16 protein-coding genes are annotated in these 16,626 nt (G+C 53.8%); 8 read left to right on the top strand and 8 right to left on the bottom strand.

Features of this window, described 5'->3' with window-relative positions; translation table 11 throughout:
- Positions 1–307: 307 nt before the first annotated feature.
- The 8 genes from ppsR (at position 308) to OGV77_RS14430 (ending at position 8,394) form a co-directional block, all read left to right on the top strand.
- Positions 308–1,141 (top strand): posphoenolpyruvate synthetase regulatory kinase/phosphorylase PpsR, encoded by an 834-nt coding sequence (gene ppsR / locus OGV77_RS14465; protein WP_043016583.1) that lies wholly within the window; start codon positions 308–310, stop codon positions 1,139–1,141.
- Between the two features lie 126 nt (positions 1,142–1,267).
- Entirely contained in the window at positions 1,268–2,314 is a 1,047-nt protein-coding gene (gene aroH / locus OGV77_RS14460; RefSeq protein WP_047411681.1) for a 3-deoxy-7-phosphoheptulonate synthase AroH, read from the top strand.
- A gap of 170 nt (positions 2,315–2,484) precedes the next feature.
- Positions 2,485–2,673, top strand: coding sequence for a hemin uptake protein HemP (gene hemP, locus OGV77_RS14455; protein ID WP_072033381.1), 189 nt, complete (start codon positions 2,485–2,487; stop codon positions 2,671–2,673).
- Between the two features lie 74 nt (positions 2,674–2,747).
- Entirely contained in the window at positions 2,748–4,733 is a 1,986-nt protein-coding gene (locus tag OGV77_RS14450; RefSeq protein ID WP_075146068.1) for a TonB-dependent hemoglobin/transferrin/lactoferrin family receptor, read from the top strand.
- 47 nt (positions 4,734–4,780) lie between these two features.
- Positions 4,781–5,812 carry a hematinate-forming heme oxygenase ChuS gene (chuS, locus tag OGV77_RS14445; RefSeq protein WP_047411688.1) on the top strand — a complete coding sequence of 344 codons (1,032 nt, stop codon included), beginning with the start codon at positions 4,781–4,783 and terminating at the stop codon, positions 5,810–5,812.
- Complete coding sequence (locus tag OGV77_RS14440; protein WP_043016587.1) at positions 5,809–6,630, top strand: heme/hemin ABC transporter substrate-binding protein; 822 nt, start codon at positions 5,809–5,811, stop codon at positions 6,628–6,630. The genes chuS and OGV77_RS14440 overlap by 4 nt, the downstream gene beginning before the upstream one ends.
- On the top strand, positions 6,630–7,622 hold the full coding sequence (locus tag OGV77_RS14435; RefSeq protein ID WP_043016588.1) for a FecCD family ABC transporter permease: 993 nt from the start codon (positions 6,630–6,632) through the stop codon (positions 7,620–7,622). Before OGV77_RS14440 ends, OGV77_RS14435 begins: the two co-directional genes overlap by 1 nt.
- Complete coding sequence (locus OGV77_RS14430) at positions 7,615–8,394, top strand: heme ABC transporter ATP-binding protein (protein WP_087050644.1); 780 nt, start codon at positions 7,615–7,617, stop codon at positions 8,392–8,394. Before OGV77_RS14435 ends, OGV77_RS14430 begins: the two co-directional genes overlap by 8 nt.
- Here OGV77_RS14430 and selO read toward each other — a convergent pair.
- From selO to pheT, 8 genes are all read right to left on the bottom strand, one after another.
- Positions 8,391–9,833: a protein adenylyltransferase SelO gene (gene selO, locus OGV77_RS14425; protein ID WP_087050645.1), complete on the bottom strand. Its 1,443-nt coding sequence runs from the start codon at positions 9,831–9,833 to the stop codon at positions 8,391–8,393. The two genes, OGV77_RS14430 and selO, sit on opposite strands and share 4 nt — an antisense overlap.
- A 61-nt stretch (positions 9,834–9,894) precedes the next feature.
- Positions 9,895–10,608, bottom strand: coding sequence for an EAL domain-containing protein (locus OGV77_RS14420; protein ID WP_047411698.1), 714 nt, complete (start codon positions 10,606–10,608; stop codon positions 9,895–9,897).
- 318 nt (positions 10,609–10,926) lie between these two features.
- Positions 10,927–11,391 carry an NlpC/P60 family protein gene (locus OGV77_RS14415; protein ID WP_003832591.1) on the bottom strand — a complete coding sequence of 155 codons (465 nt, stop codon included), beginning with the start codon at positions 11,389–11,391 and terminating at the stop codon, positions 10,927–10,929.
- Between the two features lie 77 nt (positions 11,392–11,468).
- A complete protein-coding gene (btuD, locus tag OGV77_RS14410) occupies positions 11,469–12,218 on the bottom strand; it encodes a vitamin B12 ABC transporter ATP-binding protein BtuD (RefSeq protein WP_087050646.1) in 750 nt (249 codons plus the stop codon).
- Positions 12,218–12,769, bottom strand: a complete 552-nt coding sequence (locus tag OGV77_RS14405) for a glutathione peroxidase (protein WP_075146064.1) — start codon at positions 12,767–12,769, stop codon at positions 12,218–12,220. Before OGV77_RS14405 ends, btuD begins: the two co-directional genes overlap by 1 nt.
- 60 nt (positions 12,770–12,829) lie before the next feature.
- Positions 12,830–13,810: a vitamin B12 ABC transporter permease BtuC gene (btuC, locus tag OGV77_RS14400; RefSeq protein WP_043016594.1), complete on the bottom strand. Its 981-nt coding sequence runs from the start codon at positions 13,808–13,810 to the stop codon at positions 12,830–12,832.
- A 121-nt stretch (positions 13,811–13,931) separates the two neighbouring features.
- Positions 13,932–14,231, bottom strand: coding sequence for an integration host factor subunit alpha (gene ihfA, locus OGV77_RS14395; protein WP_003030571.1), 300 nt, complete (start codon positions 14,229–14,231; stop codon positions 13,932–13,934).
- Positions 14,232–14,235: 4 nt separating this feature from the next.
- Positions 14,236–16,623 (bottom strand): phenylalanine--tRNA ligase subunit beta, encoded by a 2,388-nt coding sequence (pheT, locus tag OGV77_RS14390; RefSeq protein ID WP_043016595.1) that lies wholly within the window; start codon positions 16,621–16,623, stop codon positions 14,236–14,238.
- Positions 16,624–16,626: the final 3 nt, after the last annotated feature.

The raw sequence follows: 16,626 nt of genomic DNA, 5'->3' as shown, positions 1-16,626 counted from the left end.
CGAGGTTAGGAAACTCAATTTTGCGTAATTATCTTTGCATATTTACCTCAACGAAAAAAACGGTGAATCGTTCAAGCAACTTTATTTTTTATTTTTTCAGATTGTTTACGCATTTGCGCAAACCCGCGAGCCACAGGGGATCACCACAAAAACTATCGGTATAAACATTTGTTCCGAAAAATGAAATGTACTTTTCATTAAATATAAAAATACCGTTTCATTTTATAAAATAGATGCAGCAATATTCGCTTCTGGCGAATTTTAATTTATGCTTTCAGAGAATTATGTCAGCCCCAGGATGAGCAAAATGGATAATGCTGTTGATCGTCACGTATTTTATATTTCTGATGGTACGGCCATCACCGCCGAGGTATTGGGCCACGCGGTAATGTCGCAATTTCCGGTCACGATCAGCAGCATTACGCTGCCGTTTGTGGAAAATGAGAGTCGTGCGCGGGCGGTCAAAGACCAGATTGACGCGATCTACCAACAAACTGGGGTGCGCCCTCTGGTGTTTTACTCCATCGTCTTGCCGGAAATTCGCTCAATCATTCTACAAAGCGAAGGATTTTGTCAGGATATCGTGCAGGCATTGGTTGCCCCACTGCAGCACGAAATGAAGCTCGATCCCACGCCGATAGCCCATCGTACCCACGGTCTGAATCCCGGCAACCTCAACAAGTACGATGCGCGCATTGCCGCCATTGATTACACCCTGGCCCATGACGACGGTATTTCGTTGCGCAACCTCGATCAGGCGCAGGTGATCCTGCTCGGCGTTTCTCGCTGCGGCAAAACCCCAACTAGTCTTTATTTGGCGATGCAGTTTGGTATTCGTGCGGCCAACTACCCCTTTATTGCCGATGATATGGATAATCTGGTGCTGCCAGCGTCACTGAAGCCGTTGCAGCATAAATTATTCGGCCTGACCATCGACCCTGAGCGCCTGGCGGCCATCCGCGAAGAGCGCCGGGAGAACAGCCGTTACGCCTCCATGCGCCAGTGCCGTATGGAGGTGGCTGAGGTGGAAGCGCTGTATCGTAAAAATCAGATCCCATGGCTGAACAGTACCAATTATTCGGTAGAAGAGATTGCTACCAAGATCCTCGACATAATGGGGCTGAATCGCCGCATGTACTAGAATGCTAGTGCATTGGTTCGATTTTTTGTTATTATGCTCGCCACCAGGCAGGATGAGTGTGATATTGTGATGTACATCACTTCCCGGTAGTCCTGCCGTTGAAGCAACAAATTTCTGAGACAAGTAATGAACAGAACCGATGAACTCCGTACTGCGCGTATTGACAATCTGGTCACTCCAGCAGAGCTTGCGCAACGGCATCCTGTTTCTTCCTCCGTCGCCCGTCATGTCACGGAATCCCGACGTCGGATAGAAAAAATATTAAATGGTGAAGACGCTCGTTTGCTGGTGATCGTAGGTCCCTGCTCGATTCACGATCTTGATGCCGCCATGGAATACGCGACCCGCTTGCAGGGGCTGCGCGAAAAACATCAGGCGCGCCTGGAAATCGTGATGCGCACCTATTTTGAAAAACCGCGCACCGTCGTGGGCTGGAAAGGCTTAATTTCCGACCCGGATTTAAACGGCAGCTACCGCGTGAACCACGGCATTGAACTGGCGCGCAAGCTGCTGTTGCAGGTCAATGAACTGGGCGTACCCACGGCAACAGAATTCCTCGACATGGTGACCGGTCAGTTTATTGCCGATTTAATCAGTTGGGGAGCCATTGGCGCGCGCACCACCGAAAGCCAAATCCACCGTGAAATGGCGTCTGCGCTCTCCTGTCCGGTCGGCTTTAAAAACGGCACGGATGGCAACACGCGTATCGCTGTCGATGCGATCCGCGCCTCCCGCGCCAGCCACATGTTCCTCTCTCCGGATAAAACCGGCCAGATGACCATTTATCAAACCAGCGGTAATCCTTACGGACATATCATTATGCGCGGCGGTAAAAAGCCGAATTATTATGCTGAAGATATTGCCGCCGCCTGCGATACCCTGCACGAATTTTCCCTGCCTGAGCATCTGGTAGTCGATTTTAGCCACGGCAATTGCCAGAAGCAGCATCGTCGTCAGTTGGACGTTTGTGATGACGTGTGTCAGCAAATTCGCAACGGTTCGACGGCGATTGCCGGGATTATGGCCGAGAGTTTCCTGCGTGAAGGTACGCAAAAAATCGTTAGCGGCCAGCCGCTGGTTTACGGTCAGTCCATTACCGACCCATGCCTAAACTGGGAAGATACTGAACTGTTGGTTGAAAAACTCGCCTCTGCGGTTGATAGCCGTTTTTAATGTTGTTCGCCGGGTAACATCACGTTGCCCGGTGCTAATCCTTTGTTTTTCCCCTCCTTGTTGTACAAAATCTATTCTCGTCACAATTATTTCACAAAAATGCTTGCCGCAAATTTGCAGTTTGATGATAATGATTATCATTGTTAAATTGATTGTTATTTTTAAAAACTATTTCACGTATGGATAACACAACAACAACGCACGCAAAAGAGAAAGCCCCCCCTGCTGTCGCGCCAAACGAGCGTCGAATTGACAGTAAAAGTCTATTGGGCAAAGAGGGACGCGTGATCATAGAACACGATGGTCAGCTCTATCTGCTGCGCCAGACCCAAGCCGGAAAACTCATTCTGACTAAATAAACAACACTTTTCGCCAGCCACCCAGGTAATCCCCAGGCAGCCAGCGCTTTTCGATTTCCTAATGGAGAGTTGCTATGCCACACCTGCACACTGCATCCCTGCGTCCATCACTGTTGGCGCTGGCGATTATCAGTAACCTGCCCGCCGTCGCTTATGCGGCGGTTGAAGATATGACCGTTACCGCCACTGGCAATGCCCGTAGCGCCTTTGAAGCGCCGATGATGGTCAGCGTGATTGATGCCACGGCCCCAGAAAACCAGACCGCCAGCTCGGCAGCCGATCTGTTGCGGACGGTTCCGGGTCTGACCCTCGATGGCACAGGTCGTACCAATGGCCAGGACGTGAATCTACGCGGCTACGATCGACGCGGCGTTCTGGTGCTGGTTGACGGCGTTCGTCAGGGCACCGACACCGGACACCTGAACAGTACCTTCCTCGACCCGGCGCTTATCAAACGCATCGAAGTCGTACGCGGCCCTTCTGCACTGCTGTACGGCAGCGGTGCGCTGGGCGGTGTGATCGCCTATGACACAGCGGATGCCAAAGATCTGCTGGAAGCCGGACAAAACAGCGGTTATCGCGTGTTTGGTACTGCGGCAACCGGCGATCACAGCCTCGGTATGGGCGCCAGCGCTTTTGGGCGCACCGATACGCTGGACGGACTGCTTGCCTGGTCGAGTCGCGATCGTGGTGATTTGCGTCAGAGTGACGGTACAACAGCGCCAAACGACGAAGCGATCAACAATATGCTGGCGAAAGGCAGTTGGAAAATTGACAGCGCCCAGACGCTGGCCGGTTCGCTGCGTTACTACAACAATGACGCCCGTGAACCTAAAAATCCACAAACCAGCGCAGCGGATGCCACCAGCAACCCGATGACCAACCGTTCAACCATCCAGCGCGATGCGCAACTGACCTACTCGCTCTCCCCGGCGGACAATGACTGGCTGAACGCGGATGCTCGTATTTACTGGTCCGAAGCGCGCATTAATGCACAAAACACGGATAACACCGGCGAGTTTCGCAAGCAGACGACCAAAGGCGGTAAACTCGACAACCGTACCCGCCTGTTTACCGACTCTTTCGCATCTCACCTGCTGACCTACGGCGGTGAGTACTATCGTCAGGAACAACAGCCAGGTGGCACAACCACCGGTTTCCCAGAGGCAAAGATCGATTTCAGCTCCGGCTGGCTACAGGATGAAATCACCCTGCGCGATCTGCCGGTTACGCTGCTGGGCGGTACCCGTTATGACTCTTATCGCGGCAGCAGCGACGGCTATGAAGATGTCGATGCCGATAAATGGTCGTCCCGCGCCGGACTCACCGTTGCGCCAGCAGACTGGCTGATGCTGTTTGGTTCTTACGCTCAGGCCTTCCGTGCACCGACTATGGGCGAGATGTATAACGATGCGAAACACTTCTCGATTGGCCGTTTCTACACCAACTACTGGGTGCCAAACCCTAACCTGCGTCCGGAAACCAACGAAACGCAGGAATACGGATTTGGTCTGCGCTTTGACGATCTGCTGATGGCAAGCGATGCGCTCGAATTTAAAGCCAGCTATTTCGACACCAAAGCGAAAGATTACATCTCCACCAGCGTCGACTTCGCCGCCGCAACAACGATGTCTTATAACGTCCCCAACGCCAAAATCTGGGGCTGGGACGTCATGGCGAAATATTCCGCCGATCTGTTCAGCCTCGACATGGCCTATAACCGTACGCGCGGCAAAGATACTGACACGGGAGAATACATTTCCAGCATTAACCCGGATACGGTCACCAGCAAACTGAACGTGCCGGTTGCGCACAGCGGATTCTCCGTGGGCTGGATAGGGACATTTGCCGATCGTTCAACGCATATCAGCAGCAGCTACACTAAACAGCCCGGCTATGCGGTAAACGATTTCTACGTGAGCTATCAGGGCCAACAAGCGCTGAAAGGTATGACCACCACACTGGTACTGGGCAACGCCTTCGACAAAGAGTACTGGTCGCCGCAAGGCATTCCGCAGGATGGTCGTAATGGCAAAATTTTCGTGAGTTATCAGTGGTAATCACTTTTCCCCGGTTCGCCGGGGTAGCAATCTGGAAGGAAGAGACAATGAATCATTACACACGCTGGCTGGAACTGAAGAAAGAAAATCCTGGCAAATACGCACGTGACATTGCGGGGTTGATGAATATTAGCGAAGCCGAACTGACCTTCGCCCGCGTCGGTCATGACGCCTGGCGCTTACGTGGCGAAGTACGCGAAATCCTCGGCGCACTGGAAACCGTAGGCGAAACCAAATGCATTTGCCGCAACGAATACGCGGTACATGAGCAGGTGGGTGCTTTTACCAATCAGCACCTCAACGGTCATGCCGGGCTGGTTCTTAATCCGCGCGCCCTCGACCTGCGCCTGTTCCTCAATCAGTGGGCAAGCGTATTTCATATCAGCGAAACAACCGCCCACGGCGAACGTCAGAGCATCCAGTTCTTTGACCATCAGGGAGATGCGCTGCTGAAGGTCTACGCCACGCAGAATACCCTCATTGAGGATTGGGCGGCGTTGCTGACCCGATTCATCTTTGCCGAAAACCCGCCTCTGGTGCTGCAACCCGCCAACAATTCTGCTCCCGCCGTCGTCACGGTCGATGCGCAGACCGTTGATCAAGAGTGGCGAGCAATGACCGATGTCCATCAGTTCTTCGGTCTGCTGAAACGCCACGATCTCACCCGCCAACAGGCGTTTAATCTGGTGGGCGACGATCTGGCCTGTAAAGTTTCTAATAGCGCACTGGCGCAGTTACTCGACACCGCGCGTCAGGATGGCAATGAAATCATGATATTTGTGGGTAATCGCGGCTGCGTACAGATTTTTACCGGCGTGATTGAAAAATTGGTACCGATGAAAGGCTGGCTGAATATATTCAACCCGGCATTTACCTTACACCTGCTGGAAGAGAGCGTGGCAGAAACATGGGTAACGCGCAAACCGACCGCCGATGGACACGTCACCAGTCTGGAACTGTTTGCTGCCGACGGCACGCAAATTGCCCAGTTGTACGGTCAACGTACGGAAGGCGAGCCGGAGCAGACGCAATGGCGTGCACAGATTGACGCGCTGACGCCGAAAGGACTGGCCGCATGAAAAAACTGCTGGTCCTGATCGCGCTGCTGCCCATTGCAGCGCTGGCTGCTGCCGGGGAACGGGTTGTTGCACTCGGTGGCGATGTTACCGAGATTGTATACGCATTGGGAGCACAGTCTTCCCTTGTGGCGCGAGACAGCACCAGCCAGTGGCCTGAAGCAGCAAACGCGCTACCGGATGTTGGTTACTTACGCCAGCTCAACGCCGAAGGGATCCTTGCTACACGCCCTACGCTGGTCCTTGCCAGCGCGCAGGCACAGCCCTCTCTGGCGCTAAAACAGCTTGAGCAGAGCAACGTCAGGGTTGTTACGATCCCGGCGAGCAACGATCTTGAGGTGATTGATGAAAAAATTCGCGTCATCGCCGAAGCAACCCATCGGCAGGCCGAAGGCGAAACGCTGCGCGCCAGCTTACGTCAGGAAATGGCGGCGTTGCCGTCATCTGAACTAAATAAACGCGTGCTGTTTATTCTTAATCATGGCGGGATGACTGCAATGGCGGCGGGCCAGCAAACCGGAGCCGATGCGGCTATTCGTGCCGCCGGTTTGCACAACGCCATGCAGGGCGTTAACCGCTATCAGCCGCTGTCACAGGAAGGCGTCATTGCCAGCCAGCCCGATCTGGTGGTGATTTCACAGGACGGCGTTAAGGCGATGGGTGGCGAAGATAACCTGTGGGCGCTGCCGGGCCTTGCGCTAACGCCTGCCGGGCGGAATAAACAGGTGTTACAGGTGGATGATATGGCGCTACTCGGCTTCAGCGTGCGTACGCCGCAGGCCATTTTGCAGCTTCGCGCTAAAGCAGAGCAATTGCCCTGATGTCCCGACGTATCAGTTATTCTTTATGGGCGCTCGCACTCATATTAGTCATGATGACAATCCTGGCTACCGGTTTTGGCGCGTTGCGCCTGCCGGTAAGTCTGCTCTGGCATGATGGCGATGAGGCACTGCGTCAAATCTGGCTCACAATTCGTCTGCCGCGCGTCCTGCTGGCGCTGGTGATTGGCGGCTCTCTGGCGCTCGCAGGCTGCGTGATGCAGGGACTGTTTCGCAACCCGCTAGCTGACCCGGGATTACTGGGGATAAGCAGCGGCGCCGCCTGCGCCGTCGCCCTGTGGGTGGTACTGCCTGTCTCTTTGCCCGCGCTGCTGATGCTGTACGCCCCAATGCTGGCCGCTTTTATGGGTGCCCTGGCGGCAACGGTGGTGATTTTTATCCTCAGCCAACAGCGCGACGGATCACTCTCGCGTCTGCTACTGGTCGGTATTGCCATCAACGCACTTTGCGGGGCGGCGGTTGGCGTTCTGTCGTGGGTCAGTAATGATGCGCAACTGCGCCAGCTGTCGCTATGGGGAATGGGAAGTCTGGGGGCTGCGCAATGGTCCACGCTGCTGGCGGTAACCTCGCTGACTATCCCGACGGTGCTGATTATCTGGCGTCTGGCGCCGGCACTGAACCTGCTGCAGTTGGGTGAGGAAGAGGCGCATTATCTCGGCGTAGATGTTCGTACCGTTCAGCGTATTTTGCTGCTTTGTAGCGCATTGCTGGTTGCCGCAGCCGTGGCGGTAAGCGGCGTAATTGGATTTATCGGGTTGGTTATCCCGCATCTGATGCGCATGTGGCTTGGCTCAGATCATCGGGCCGTTATTCCGGGATCCGTGCTGGCGGGCGCGTTTCTGTTACTGATTGCCGACACGTTGGCCCGTACGGCGGTTGCCCCTGCAGAGATGCCGGTCGGTCTGTTGACCAGTCTTCTCGGCGCACCGTGGTTTTTATGGCTTATTTTTCGTCAGCGAGGACCGCATGGCTGAACATTTCATCGCTGAAGGGCTTCATTATCTCGTGGCTGGCAGAGCGGTAATTGACGATGTATCACTCGCCCTCGCAAAAGGTGAACTGGTGGCGCTCATCGGCCCAAACGGTGCAGGAAAATCCACCCTGCTGCGCCTGCTGACCGGTTTTCTCAAACCGGCAACCGGGCGCTGCGTGCTGGCGGACAAACCGCTGGAGGAGTGGCCTACCCAAACGTTGTCGCGGCATCGGGCGGTAATGCGCCAGCAAACGCAACTGGGATTTGACTGGCCGGTAGAGGCCGTCATCGCGATGGGACGTGCGCCCTGGACCCAACAGCAGGAACCCCGGCTTATCGCTCAGGTAATGGAAATGACCGGGTGCACACCGTTGGCGGGCCGGCAATACGCCGCACTTTCCGGCGGCGAGCAACAGCGAGTGCAGTTGGCCCGTGCACTGGCGCAACTTTGGTGCCACGGCGCGCCTCGCGGTTGGTTATTCCTTGATGAACCCACCTCTGCGCTGGATCTTTATCACCAGCAGCACCTGTTGCGCTTGCTGAAGACGCTAACCGCTTCGGGAGAGCTACATGTGTGCATTGTGCTTCACGATCTGAACCTCGCCGCACTATGGGCGGACAGAATAGTGTTGCTGCACGATGGCAGGTTGGTATCGCAGGGAACGCCTGAGAGCGTGCTACAGGCCGATGACCTGAAGCGCTGGTATGGCGCTCAGGTACACGTTGGCCAGCATCCGGCCAACGGATCTCCGCAGGTGTTTCTGGCCCCTTAACTTGAACAGCTCACTTCCAGCCGTTTACCCCAGTCAGGTGGACGGCTGACATAGTCATCATCACGATCGGTAAACGGGGTACGCAACGCCTGGTGCAACCGATGCAGCTCGGCGTAATCCCCCTGCTCTGCCTGACTAATCGCCCGTTGCGCCAGCCAGTTACGTAATACCATCGCCGGGTTAGCCGCCTTCATCTGCGTTTGTCTGACTGCGTCAGCAATGTTGTCTTGCTGCAGACGCGAGCGATACCGCGTGAACCAGTCGTCAAACGCCGCGCGGTCGATAAACTCATCGCGCAGTGGGGATTGCGCACTGTGTTGTTCCGTTTGGCTGAGCATACGAAACGTTCGCGTATAGTCACTTCTTTCCCTCGCCATCAGACTAAACAGTTCGCTTAGCAATTCGTTATCGTCTTTCTGCTCGCTAAAGAAGCCGAGCTTTTGCCGCATCCGCTGACCGTAGCGAGTTAACAGCGCCAGTTGGTAACCGTCCAGCGCATCATTGAGCGTCTCGACCGGGATAAATGGCGACAGGGTTTGCGCCAGACGTTGCAAGTTCCACAGCGCCGCGGCCGGTTGATTATCGAAACTGTATCGTCCCTGGTTGTCCGAGTGGTTGCAGATAAAATCGGGCTCGTAGTCATCAAGAAAACCGAATGGACCGTAATCCATCGTCAGTCCCAGAATCGACATGTTGTCCGTGTTCATGACTCCATGCGCAAATCCTACCGCTTGCCAGTCAGCGATTAACGTCGCTGTACGCGTGACAACATCGTTAAACCACAGCTGGTATTTATCGGCTTCTTCCTGCCATTGCGACCAATAATGGCGAATTGCAAAATCAGCCAACTGACGCACTTTTTCCGGCTCGCGGCGATAGTAGAAGTGTTCAAAATGGCCAAAACGCATATGGCTTTGCGCCACGCGAATGAGCATCGCCCCTGCTTCTACCGTTTCGCGATACACCGGCGTGTCGCTGGTAACAATCGACAATGCCCGCGTGGTTGGTATGCCCAGGTAGTGCATCGCTTCGCTGGCCAGGCTTTCGCGAATTGTTGAGCGCAGTACGGCGCGCCCATCCCCCATACGGGAATAAGGCGTAAGTCCGGCGCCTTTCAGGTGCCAGTCAAACGTGGAGCCATCAGCGAGCCGTTGCTCGCCCAGCAGGATCCCGCGGCCATCGCCAAGCTGGCCTGCCCAGACGCCAAACTGATGTCCGCTATACACTTGCGCTAAAGGCGACATCCCGGGGAGCAGCGATTCGCCACCCCAAACACCCGCTCCGCTCGGAATATCAAAAAGCGACTCAGGAATAGCTAATAGCTCCGCCAGCGCATCGTTATGCCAGATCAGGCGTGCGTTTTTCAGGGGTGTCGGCGAAAGTGCTGTATAGGTTGCTGGTAATTCATCACGCCAGCGAGTGGTAAAAGACAGGGTCATAGGGCCTCCTGTCTCTAGTGTAGACTGTTAAAAGCCTGTTAAACACCAGCAAATAAAAGGGTTATATTCTGGATAACGAAATTATCTGTGCCGGTGGCACGGCGGGCCACAGCGCGCCCTGTATGGCGCTGAATCCCAAAGGCAGTACGCGCGCTAACATCTCTGGCGTATCGATACCGCTAATGATGATTGACTCACTGCTGGGAGATAACTGTGCCAGAATAGCCCGCATAAACGGCTCAAACGAAATATGTGTAATCCTTTGTTGAACAAAGTTTTTATCTAACACAACGCGTTTGAACAGCCCATCAAAAATTGCCCGGGTGGATATACCGCCAGCACCATAGTTTGTCAGAACTAATGGAAATCTCGCCGCCAGCGCGGCCAGCGTTGGATTCTCTTTTCCATTATTTAACTCTGGATAGTTTTCATTAATAGCCAGTTCCAGAAATGAAAATCGTTCAACTTGTGAAGCAAATTTAGCATCTGATAATAAAGTATTAGCAATTGCCGGCGTTAAATTAATCCAGGCCAGGACATTTCGCTGAATAAAAAAATGTTGGCACGTTTCGATTAATTCAAGCTTTTCGGTAAATAAGCGACATTGCTCTTCATCCGACATCCGAGGTAGGACCAGCTCGGTGGGTATACGCACATCCCCATCCGCGCTGGCGAAACTGGTGATGATATCGACGTATTCAAGATCGCCTTTTTCGCTTCTCGCAGGCAAAAAAGAAAACTCTGAATGGTAAAGAGTATCCAGTGAAACAATCATCGCGCCAGCCCCTCTGCATAGGTGTTATCCGGCATCCTGTAGCAAAGGATGGAGAAATACGTTATTGCTGATGCAAGTAGAGGCCCTTTCATTTTTCCCTTTATAGCCAGTAAATCGAATCCTTTTTTTTAGCTTATCCTGATTATAAGCGAATATCCAGCTTTGCACTTTTTAATATCTCGGGATAAATCATATTTTTAGCAAGATACGCTCTTACTGTTCAGGGGTATAGTCCGGCTGATGGTAGAATTAAAAAGTGACTTTCAAATGGAAATGCCGAGGCCGCACAGTCCTGGGCGGCCTTGTGACTAATGAGGATTAAATACGTCGCGCCTGCCAAAAGTTTTTACGCCAGTAAACGTTGTCCAGGGACGAGCGCATCACTCCGCGGCTGGTGGAGGCATGAATAAATTGATTATTGGTATCGTAAATTCCGACATGCAGACCACTTTCTCCAGACCCGGTTTTAAAGAAAACCAGATCGCCGGGCAGCAAATCGTCTTTATCAATTTCGGTACCAATCTTTGATTGCGTGCGCGTATCACGCGGGAGTTGCAGATCGAATTTATCGCGCATTGTCATCAAAACAAATCCAGAACAATCCACCCCGCTACGGCTCATGCCGCCATAACGATAGGGTGTGCCATGCCAGGTTTGTAGCTGGTCATTAAGACCGGCGATAACCGCGATAGAATCCGACAATCGGGCATTTGGCGCAGGAGCACGATGGCTGCTGCAGCCCGCCAAAAACAATGCTGTGATGAAAAGAAGCCAAAAGCGCATTCAGGACGAATCCTCTGAATTATATTTTTATGCCAATTTAGCGTGGAAATTATATGATTTTCAAGAACCCATTTAACTTAAGTGGTTGATATGAGCATTCTGTGGCCTTCAATATCCAAACGACGGAAGTTCACGCCATAAGCCGCAGACAGATTGGCGGGCGTGAGTACCGCATCACGAGCGCCGCTGGCAAGCAACTTCCCACGTTTGAGGAGCCAGGCCTTATGCGCATGACGTAAGGTGTGATTAAGGTCATGGCTGCTCATGACAATCGCTATGCCCTGCAGACACAGCTGACTCAACAAGCGGTCCAGCGCGTTTTGTTGCGCCACGTCCAGGCTGTTCATCGGCTCATCCAGCAGTAAAAGTTGGCCGAATGGATTCGCTTGCGGGCTAATCTGCAGGATAACCGCAGCCAGACGCACGCGCTGCCACTCACCGCCGGAGAGCTGATTCACGCTGCGCCCCAGCTTATCCCCAAGCCCAAGCGCATCAGCGATTTCCTGTAACAGATCGGTGCGCGCTTTGTCTGGCTGATGCAGCGTCAGAAAATGCCAGACCGGCATCGCAAACGGCGGGTTTTGCTGTTGCGCCAGATAGGCGCGGTATTGCGCCAGCTTTGCTGACGGCCATTCGTCCAGCGGCATATCACCAAAGATGATGCTGCCCTCACCGGTCGTCAGCCCCGCCATTCGTGCCAACAGCGTGCTCTTTCCAGCACCGTTAGGCCCCACTAAATGCAGGATCTCTCCGGCTTTTATCTCACCAGAAAGCGGGCCGAGACGGGTCGATTCCGCTACGTCCTGTAGCTGCATCAATCGAGACATTAGTTCGCCAGCGCCTTCTTGATAGATTGCACCAGAATGGGATCCTCAGGCGTCATATCGGGTGAGAATCGTTGCAATACCTGACCATCTCGCCCCACTAAAAACTTCTCGAAATTCCATAGAATATCGTCCGGATAGAGCGGTGCCCGACCTTTACTCGCCATACGCTCATAGAACCCACTATCCGCAGGCGCAGTGGCCGTTGGCGCGGCATCAATCAGCTTCTGATACAGCGGATGGCGTCCCTCGCCGTTAACGTCAATTTTGCTGAACATTGGGAAGGTAACCCCCCAGGTGGTACTGCAATACGTTTTTATTTCCTCTTCGCTGCCCGGCTCCTGACCCAGAAACTGGTTACAAGGGAACCCAAGGACAGTAAAACCCTGTTGATGCCAGGCTTTCTGCAGATTCTCCAGTTGCTCGTATTGCGGCGTCAGTCCACATTTTGAGGCCACGTTGACGATTAACAGCACATTTCCGGAATACGGCTGCAGTGAGGTAGCCTCACCGTCGATGGTCGTCACTTCTGTATCGAGAATAGTGTTTTGCATAGCATCTCCAGAACAACAGGTGAATTTTCAGTTTTTAATCATAGACCGAACCAACGCGTTCTAGCGCGCGGCTTTTAACAATAGCCAGATAAATACCGGTGCGCCCATGGTGGCCGTCACCACGCCGATTGGCAGCTCAGCCGAGGCCAGCACCAGACGCGCGACAACATCAGCAAACAGTAGTACGATTGCACCAGCCAACGCGCAGCCCGGCAGCAACACGCGGTGATCGGTTAAGCCGCACAGCCGCAGAATATGTGGGATCACCAGCCCGATAAAGCCAATCGCTCCGGCCAGAGCCACGCTTACGCCAACCATCCAGCCAGTGGCGACCACCAGCAGGTTGCGCCAGAACCACAGGGGCAGTCCCAGCTGACGTGCGGAAGTCTCCCCCAACGCCAGCATATTCATCGGCTGCGACTGACAGCAGATCCACACCAGCACCGGAATCAACGCCACCATGAGCCAGGCCTGATGCCAGTCTACGCCACCAAAGCCCCCCATCATCCAGTACATCAGCTGTCGCAAATCAAAAGACGTGGAGAAGTAGATGGCCCATGTCATCAACGCGCTACAGATAATCCCCAGCGCTACTCCCGCCAACAACAGGCGGCTGGTAGACAAATGACGTCGGGCAAAACGTAGCAGAATAAGCGTGATAATCAGCGCCCCAGCGATAGCGCATAAGCCTAACGCCCAGCCGGGGAGTTGACCCTGCCCCAGCAGCACCGCTGCGATAAGCCCGACTCCCGCGCCGTTAGACACGCCCAGTAATCCAGGCTCTGCGAGCGGGTTTTCAAATAGAGCTTGCATCACGGCTCCTGATAAGGCCAACGCAGCGCCTACCAGCAAAACGGCAAGAGTACGGGGAAGTCGAATTTGCCAGACGAACAGATCGCCGCGGGCGCTGAACCAGTCGCCGGGGGCGATCCACTGTTCTCCTGCGCACAAGCTTAGAATCGTTGCCAGTAGCATCAGTACTGACAGTGACAGTATCCAGCGCACGTTACGTCGCTGCTGTTGATGGGCGAAAGTCAGCATGTTTTCCATTCTGCTGAAAAGAGATGGAGGTGATTCTACGGTGCTGATTCAGTAGTGAAAAGGAAAAAGGCCGCATAGCGGCCTTTTTAGTTATACGCGTCATACTCTGCGTATCGTTAAATCACTCTTCTTTGGGCGTTGCGTTTTCGACCCGGCTTTTTAACTTCTGTCCGGGTCTGAAGGTCACCACGCGCCGTGCTGTAATGGGAATATCTTCGCCCGTTTTCGGGTTACGTCCCGGACGTTGATTCTTATCACGCAGATCGAAGTTACCAAAACCAGAGAGTTTTACCTGCTCACCATTTTCCAGAGCACGACGGATCTCTTCGAAAAACAGCTCGACCAGTTCTTTGGCATCCCGCTTGCTAAGCCCAAGCTTATCAAACAGATATTCTGACATTTCAGCTTTTGTAAGCGCCATAGGTTCAATCCCTCAATGATGCCTGGAATCGCTCTTTTAATGCCTCTACACATTTGGCGACGGTAGCGGCAATCTCCTCTTCTTCAAGTGTACGGCTGGTATCCTGAAGGATCAGGCTGATAGCGAGGCTCTTATAACCCTCCGCAACACCCTTACCGCGGTACACGTCAAATAAGTTTACGCCAACTACCTGATTTACGCCAACTTTCTTACACTCGGATAAAATATCCGCAGCGGGAACGTTTTCTGCCACAACGACCGCGATATCGCGACGGTTCGCCGGGAAGCGAGAAACTTCACGCGCCTGAGGCACCACGCGGTCTGCGAGCTTGTTCCACTCCAGTTCAAACACCAGAGTGCGACCGTTCAGATCCAGTTTACGTTCCAGTTCAGGATGAACAACCCCAATGAAACCAATGCGTTCACCTTTCAGATAAATCGCCGCAGACTGCCCCGGATGCAGCGCAGGGTTCGCTTCAGCTTTGAACTGAATGTCCGCCAGTTTGCCGGTCAGGTCGAGAACCGCTTCCAGATCGCCTTTCAGATCATAGAAATCAACGGTCTCTTTTGCCAGGTTCCAGTGTTCATCATGACGGTTGCCGCAGATCACACCCGCCAGCATCAGATCCTGACGGATCCCGAGGTTGGCCTGCGTATCCGGAACGAAACGTAAACCCGTTTCGAAAATACGCACGCGGTTCTGCTGACGGTTCTGGTTATACACTACCGTAGACAGCAAGCCAGTCCACAGGGACAAACGCATTGCCGACATATCAATAGAGATTGGGCTTGGCAGCAGCAGCGCTTCTTCACCCGGATGCAGCAGCGACTGGACTTTCGGGTCGACGAAGCTGTAGGTAATGACTTCCTGGTAGCCTTTGTCATTCAGCATGGTTTTTACGCGTTTCAGCGACAAATCCGCTTCACGATGCGTACCCATGATAAGACCCGCCTGAATTGGCGTGTTCGGGATATTGTCATAACCGTATACGCGGGCGACTTCTTCTACCAGGTCTTCTTCGATTTCCATATCGAAACGCCAGCTCGGCGCTACCGCTTTCCACTCATCCTGCCCTTCCGTCACGTCACATCCCAGACGACGCAGAATGTCGCTCACCTGCTCATCCGCGATATGGTGTCCGATCAGACGATCCAGTTTGCTACGGCGAAGCGTAATGGTTGCGCGTTTTGGCAGCGTAGCTTCGTTCGTCACATCAATGATTGGACCCGCTTCGCCGCCGCAGATATCAATCAGCAGGCGTGTCGCGCGTTCCATGGCTTTATGCTGCAGAGCCGGGTCAACACCACGCTCATAGCGGTGAGATGCATCGGTGTGCAGGCCGTGACGACGTGCGCGACCAGTAATAGACAGCGGGCTAAAGAATGCGCATTCCAGCAGGACGTTTTGCGTTTCATCATTCACACCGGAGTGTTCGCCACCAAAGATGCCGCCCATCGCCAGCGCTTTGTTATGGTCCGCAATCACCAGCGTATCCGCATTCAGCTTCGCTTCGCTGCCGTCCAGCAATACCAGGGTCTCCCCCTCTTTTGCCATACGGACAACAATCCCGCCTTCAATGCGGTCTTTGTCGAAGGCGTGCATCGGCTGGCCCAGTTCGAGCAGCACATAGTTAGTCACGTCAACCACGGCATCGATAGAGCGGATACCGCAACGACGCAGTTTTTCTTTCATCCACAACGGGGTTGGCGCTTTAACGTTGATACCTTTTACCACGCGCCCCAGGTAGCGTGGGCAGGCTTCCACCGCTTCGACCTGAATCGGCAGGACGTCGCTAATGGTTGCGGCCACTGGCGCCATTTCTGGCTCAACCAGCGGGGCTTTGTTCAGTACAGCAACGTCACGTGCCACACCGATAATGCCTAAGCAGTCGGCGCGGTTCGGCGTAACGCTGATTTCGATAGTGTTGTCGTCAAGCTTCAGGTACTCACGGATATCGGTGCCAATTGGTGCATCGGCTGGCAGTTCGATAATACCGTTATGATCGTCGGAAATACCCAGCTCGGAAAACGAGCACAGCATGCCTTCAGACGGCTCACCGCGCAGTTTAGCGGCTTTGATTTTGAAATCGCCCGGCAGAACGGCACCCACGGTTGCCACGGCCACTTTCAGGCCCTGACGGCAGTTTGGCGCACCGCAGACAATATCCAGCAGGCGGTCGCCGCCGACATTCACTTTGGTAACGCGTAGTTTGTCAGCGTTCGGGTGCTGAGCGCACTCAACCACTTCGCCCACCACAACGCCATTGAACGCGCCGGAAACGGGATCCACACCGTCAACTTCCAGACCCGCCATCGTGATTTGGTTTGACAGCGCATCGCTATCAATTGCCGGGTTTACCCATTCGCGTAACCACAGTTCACTGAATTTCATTGT

It is taken from the genome of Citrobacter sp. Ce129 (assembly GCF_030334545.1).
In the GTDB taxonomy this organism is placed as follows: Bacteria; Pseudomonadota; Gammaproteobacteria; order Enterobacterales; family Enterobacteriaceae; genus Citrobacter; species Citrobacter europaeus.
This window is presented reverse-complemented; position numbering and strand designations above follow the sequence as displayed.

What these genes read in the sequence shown, in the direction of transcription:
- btuD (WP_087050646.1), bottom strand. Translation starts at nt 12,218, where the DNA reads ATGTCTCGATTGATGCAGCTACAGGACGTAGCGGAATCGACCCGTCTC.
- pheT (WP_043016595.1), bottom strand. Translation starts at nt 16,623, where the DNA reads ATGAAATTCAGTGAACTGTGGTTACGCGAATGGGTAAACCCGGCAATT.
- aroH (WP_047411681.1), top strand. Translation starts at nt 1,268, where the DNA reads ATGAACAGAACCGATGAACTCCGTACTGCGCGTATTGACAATCTGGTC.
- OGV77_RS14430 (WP_087050644.1), top strand. Translation starts at nt 7,615, where the DNA reads ATGGCTGAACATTTCATCGCTGAAGGGCTTCATTATCTCGTGGCTGGC.
- OGV77_RS14435 (WP_043016588.1), top strand. Translation starts at nt 6,630, where the DNA reads ATGTCCCGACGTATCAGTTATTCTTTATGGGCGCTCGCACTCATATTA.
- OGV77_RS14450 (WP_075146068.1), top strand. Translation starts at nt 2,748, where the DNA reads ATGCCACACCTGCACACTGCATCCCTGCGTCCATCACTGTTGGCGCTG.
- ihfA (WP_003030571.1), bottom strand. Translation starts at nt 14,231, where the DNA reads ATGGCGCTTACAAAAGCTGAAATGTCAGAATATCTGTTTGATAAGCTT.
- OGV77_RS14405 (WP_075146064.1), bottom strand. Translation starts at nt 12,769, where the DNA reads ATGCAAAACACTATTCTCGATACAGAAGTGACGACCATCGACGGTGAG.
- OGV77_RS14420 (WP_047411698.1), bottom strand. Translation starts at nt 10,608, where the DNA reads ATGATTGTTTCACTGGATACTCTTTACCATTCAGAGTTTTCTTTTTTG.
- OGV77_RS14440 (WP_043016587.1), top strand. Translation starts at nt 5,809, where the DNA reads ATGAAAAAACTGCTGGTCCTGATCGCGCTGCTGCCCATTGCAGCGCTG.
- btuC (WP_043016594.1), bottom strand. Translation starts at nt 13,810, where the DNA reads ATGCTGACTTTCGCCCATCAACAGCAGCGACGTAACGTGCGCTGGATA.
- ppsR (WP_043016583.1), top strand. Translation starts at nt 308, where the DNA reads ATGGATAATGCTGTTGATCGTCACGTATTTTATATTTCTGATGGTACG.
- chuS (WP_047411688.1), top strand. Translation starts at nt 4,781, where the DNA reads ATGAATCATTACACACGCTGGCTGGAACTGAAGAAAGAAAATCCTGGC.
- OGV77_RS14415 (WP_003832591.1), bottom strand. Translation starts at nt 11,391, where the DNA reads ATGCGCTTTTGGCTTCTTTTCATCACAGCATTGTTTTTGGCGGGCTGC.
- selO (WP_087050645.1), bottom strand. Translation starts at nt 9,833, where the DNA reads ATGACCCTGTCTTTTACCACTCGCTGGCGTGATGAATTACCAGCAACC.